Raw genomic sequence first — 4,636 nt, forward strand, 5'->3', positions numbered from 1 at the left:
CGCGGTCAGGGTGGTCGGCTGACCGGCCACCACCGCCCCCGTCGGCGGCAGCAGAAGCACGAGACAGGACGGCGCTGCGGGGACGCTGACGGTGATCGGAGTGAAGGTGCAGGCCACACACGACCCGGCTGCCGAAGTGAAGCTGACGCCTACCGTCTGACCTGCTGTCAGCGCGACCCCCAGATTGGTTGGGACGACGACGCCGTTGACCACTGCGGCCGTGACCGTGGTTCCGCCCGGCAGGGTGTAGGTCAGGGTCCCGTTGACGGAGGTCAGGCCAGCGCTGCAGGTCAGCGTGGTGGTGGCTGTGGTGGTCCCGCCTGGGGCGGACAGCGTCGTCGAGATTGTCCCGGCCGGTGCCGCAGTGACGGTGACGGTACCGCTGTCGCTCCCCACCACGACGCCGCCGGCGTCGACGTAGCTGACCGAGACCAGCTGTACGCCCGAGCCGACGGCCGTGAACGTCGCAGGGCCGGCACCGCCGGCGACCACCGGCAGCGTCTGGGGGGTGGCGCCGTCGTAGTTGAAGACGGCCGAGGTGGCCGCGGCGGGCGCGCCGGTGACGAGGGCGGTGAAGTTCGAGCAAGCCGCCACCGTTGAAGGAATGATGGTTACTGCCATGAGAGCAGCCCCTCTTGAGGAGAGTCGGGTGTGGGCTGCCGCATACCGCCGCACCCCTTGCTGGTGCGGTTCAGGCATTCACCTGCCGGGGTGCCCATGCATGGGGACAACGATCCAGCGATCGCCGTCTGACACCACGACAGAGGATGGGCACCCACAGTCGGTTGCTCCATTACAGGCACACGAGCCAAATCCCGACCATGCGCAGGAATCGGATTAACTCGAATGGTCTAACGTTCGCCCTATCGAAAGCCGCATTAAACACAGCAAAAACACCGTAATCAGGAAGCACGCAACTGGCACCACTCCCCTCCTGCTGCACGTCCTGACCGGCGTGGCAGCCAGCCTTGACGTGGTCGGCGGCGGCCTGCATCTGGCCGCGGTCCCCGAGCAGCTGCGCACCCTGACGGGTCACGCAGGCCGCGAGACTCAGTGACGAGGACCGGCGCGGGCTGACCGCCTTGTTCTGGTCGAACATCAACCCGTACGGCACCTTCCGGCTGGAAATGGACAAGCGCCTCGACCTCGGACTGTCCAACACAATCCCCCCGGCCTCGCACGGAACCATCGGCTCCAGCTGACACGCCGATGCCGTCTAGTGCCGTGACCGAGAAGGTTTACCGGGCCGGCCCTGGCCAAGTGGCAGTTACAGGGCAGTGCTGACCCGGTGCGCTGTCGGTGGGCGACGGTGCCGATTTCGGTCGGCGAGACCGGGTGCTGGCTCGTACGGGCGAACGACGCGCAGGTCCGCATCGGCAGCGCGGCCCGCATGCCCTGCCTACCCCAGTCGCACTTGAACGTGTTCAAAAGACCTGGGAGACTGGCTGCAATCGGGCAGGAGGGGCCGGTCATGGTGAGTATGCTGCTGACGCCGTGTGGGCGGGCTCGACAGGCCGTGGCCGGCGGCCGTGGTGCGTGCGGAGGAACGACGCCGACGCGGATTCTCGATTGGGAACATCCGCGGGTCCGGTCCATCGTGCGGAGTATCGGCATGGCGACCCAGGAAAGGGAGGGGCCCGCAGCGAAGGTGGCGGCCCTCCGCCACGCACACCGGTGGATCTCCGCAGAGGTTCGCCCCGTGTACTCGGTGCAGGAGGCGCGACCAATATCCCAGGTCCTGCGGCTCGGCCGCGGCTCCTGCAGTCAGCGGATGGCCGTACTGGAAGCGGTTGCGCGGGCGTGGGGCGTTCCCTCCCGGGTGCGAGGCCTGGTCGTGGACGGCACATTCTGGTACCCACGCTTCCCCCGGCTACGTCGGCTTGTTCCCAACCAAGTAGTGCTGGCCTGGCCGGAGTTCCGCATCGAGGGCTTGTCGAAGGCCGGCCACGCCGCCGCACCCTGGCTGCCGGTGTCCGAGCTCTTCGGCGGTGCCGGCGAGCCGCGTGGACGGATCGGCGGCGGCTTCACGAACGCAGGTCCGGAGACGCTCTTCGAGGCGCTGTCCAGAACGAGTGTCGACTGGGACGGCGCCACGGCCTGCCCCGCGTCGGACGGTTCGTGTGATCTCTCGGCGTACCTGCTCACGGATCTTGGGCGCTTCGACTCCCGAGACGAGCTTTTTGCCCAGCACGGCCAGACCCTGTGTGGCCTGGCGAGACTCCTGGCCGAGCCCGTCCTGGGCCGACGAGCCGCCGGACTCTAGTGCTCTGAGGTAAGCGGGTCATTCTCTTTCGGCGTCAGCTGCGAGACGGCGGCGGCAGAGGTCGGCAGCCGTGAGGTGGGGTTGTGCAGCACATCGCTGTAGAGCCGCATCTCACGAGCTGCTCGGTCGAGGCGCTGCCGCACTGCGGCCGGTCTCCAGGCGTGCTGTATCTCGCCCCCGAACCGGACACTGGCTTCAGGCGTCTCACCGAGGCCATCGTGGAGCGATGGCCGGAAAACCCGCCGTTCGGTGGGCAGGTCGACGATGTGGTCCCGCATCTGACCATCGCCCAGGGCCAGGACGAGACTGTCATGGAAAAGGCCGAGTCTGATCTGCTCACCGGTCTCCCCGTCGTCGTGCAGGTCTCGTCGGTCGACTTATTGGTCCACGACGGGACGCGGTGGCGGCAGCGGGCCTCCTTCCCGCTGGAGTAGGCGCGGTTGCGCTGGTCGCTCAGCCGTTGCCCTGTTGGGTCTCGGCGTGCGCGAGGCGGTATGAGTCGGTGCCGGTCCCGATGATGTTGCCGCCAACTCCGGGGGACCAGCCCTGGCTGTCAGGTGGGGCCACGAACCGTTGTCAAAGCCATTGAGGACCAGGCCGAGCGCGCCGCGGGCATGATCGCCACGTGGGCGTACACGTACAGCAGCATCGACTCCGCCCGCAGCATCGGCCTGAGGATTGCGAACTCGTGCTGCCCATGGACGAGATGTGGCGTGGCCTGCGCTCCGGGCAGGGCCTCGTGGACGCCATGGACGCGATCTCCCGTCTGAACAGAACGACCAACAACGTCACGATCCACGTCACCCACCCCCTCCTGGACGTGGAGGCGCTGCCGACCGAGGTCGACCGGGCCAAGGCCCGGGGCTTGATGGACCGCTACGATACGTGGGTCATCGGCGCGTCCTCGGAGGAGGAGCTGCGCCGGGTCACCGGCAAGCGCTCCCTCGCCGAGCAGGAGCGCATGATGATCGGCTCGTAGTCGTCGGCGACGTCCACCGGGCTCGACATCGAGCCGACCTACGACGAGTCCGGCTCCGCGGCCGAGGAGGAGGGCACCCGGCACCCCGGACGCGGCAAGTACCTGATCAAGGTGGGCTCCCGGGCCGGGCATCGCCTGCGCGCTGGATTTGACTGCCGTCGAGCAGCGGCTGTACCGCACGGACACCAACCGGCGCCGCCGCACGGACGAAGGAGCGGGGGTGAGCGGCCGATGATGACGGAGAACGACCGCATGTGGGCGGCCGGAGGCGTCTTCTTCGGTGGCACGGCCGCGCTGGCGGCGTCCACCTGGGCCGGGGCCGCCGCCGGCGCCGCCCTGACCGGGGAGACGGCCGCGCCCGCCTCCCCGCTGACGGTGTACCGCATGGTCACCGACTGGTCGGCGGTCTGGCCGCACTCCCAGACCGCCTCCCTGATCGGCGCCACCCTGTTCGACGTCGCCGTCGTCGCCCTTGTCGTCTGGGGCCTGCGCCTCGCGTTCAAGTGGCACCGCAACCCCTCCAGCCTCGCCACCCTGCACCAGGTGCGGGAACTGACGCCCAAGCACGCGGCCCGCACCGCGACCCGGCTGCGGGCGTCCCTTCGCGACACCGACCCCAAGAAGCTCGCCCCCGCCGACCGGGGCGTGCTGCTCGGCGACCACCTGCCCTCCGGCACCGAGCTGCGCGGGTCGGACGAGGACACCTTCGTCGCCATCATGGCCCCCCGCGCAGGCAAGTCGACGTCCCTGGCGATCCCGGTCGCCGAGGAGGCGCCGGGCGCGCTGCTGATGACGTCGAACAAGGCCGACGTCTACGCCGCCACCCTCGCCTCCCGCGCCCGCATCGGCACGACGTGGGTGCTCGACACCCAGGGAGTCGCCCAGGTCGAGCGGCAGATGTGGTGGGACATGATCGCCCAGGCCGAGACTCTGGAAGGCGCCGAACGCCTCGCCTCCCACTTCGTCACCCAGATCACCTCCGAGCAGGCCGACCCGTTCTGGTCCCAGGCCGCCGGTGACCTGCTGGTCGGCCTGTTCCGGGCCGCATACTGGGACGGCGGCACCGTCCGCGACGTCATGAAGTGGCTGTCGGACCCGGCGGAGAAGGCGCCGATGCGCATCCTCTACCAGCACGAACCGGTCCTCGCCGAGCAAGTCGACTCCTCTATCAACATCGCCGAAGAGACCCAGTCCGGAATCTTCCAGAACGCCCGTACGGCCGTCAGCGCGCTGCGCGACGAGCGGGTGCTGGCCTGGGTAACCCCCGACACGCGGCTCCCGCGGTTCGACCCTGAGCACTTCGCCACCAGCAAGGACACCCTGTACCTGCTGAGCAAGAAGGGCGGCCCGGCGAGCGCCGTGGTGGCCGCCCTCGCGGACGCCGTGTTCACCGC

At 69.1% G+C, this 4,636-nt stretch carries 5 protein-coding genes and 1 pseudogene; 4 read left to right on the forward strand and 2 right to left on the reverse strand.

Features of this window, described 5'->3' with window-relative positions:
• Both GT030_RS00710 and GT030_RS00715 read right to left on the reverse strand, forming a co-directional pair.
• Positions 1-621: pseudogene (locus tag GT030_RS00710) on the reverse strand (hypothetical protein); the annotation flags it as partial.
• Positions 622-793: 172 nt separating this feature from the next.
• On the reverse strand, positions 794-1,099 hold the full coding sequence (locus tag GT030_RS00715; protein ID WP_161199320.1) for a hypothetical protein: 306 nt from the start codon (positions 1,097-1,099) through the stop codon (positions 794-796).
• A gap of 372 nt (positions 1,100-1,471) precedes the next feature.
• Between GT030_RS00715 and GT030_RS00720 the strand changes: the two genes are divergently transcribed.
• The 4 genes from GT030_RS00720 to GT030_RS00735 form a co-directional block, all read left to right on the forward strand.
• Positions 1,472-2,263 (forward strand): transglutaminase domain-containing protein, encoded by a 792-nt coding sequence (locus GT030_RS00720; protein ID WP_161199321.1) that lies wholly within the window; start codon positions 1,472-1,474, stop codon positions 2,261-2,263.
• Positions 2,264-2,346: 83 nt separating this feature from the next.
• Complete coding sequence (locus GT030_RS00725; RefSeq protein WP_346009527.1) at positions 2,347-2,697, forward strand: 2'-5' RNA ligase family protein; 351 nt, start codon at positions 2,347-2,349, stop codon at positions 2,695-2,697.
• A gap of 254 nt (positions 2,698-2,951) precedes the next feature.
• Complete coding sequence (locus GT030_RS36030) at positions 2,952-3,242, forward strand: hypothetical protein (protein WP_237522132.1); 291 nt, start codon at positions 2,952-2,954, stop codon at positions 3,240-3,242.
• A 231-nt stretch (positions 3,243-3,473) separates the two neighbouring features.
• Positions 3,474-4,636 (forward strand): type IV secretory system conjugative DNA transfer family protein (locus GT030_RS00735; RefSeq protein ID WP_161199322.1); only part of this gene is annotated, 1,163 nt, incomplete at its 3' end.

It is taken from the genome of Streptomyces sp. SID1328 (assembly GCF_009865595.1).
In the GTDB taxonomy this organism is placed as follows: domain Bacteria; phylum Actinomycetota; class Actinomycetes; order Streptomycetales; family Streptomycetaceae; genus Streptomyces; species Streptomyces griseoluteus.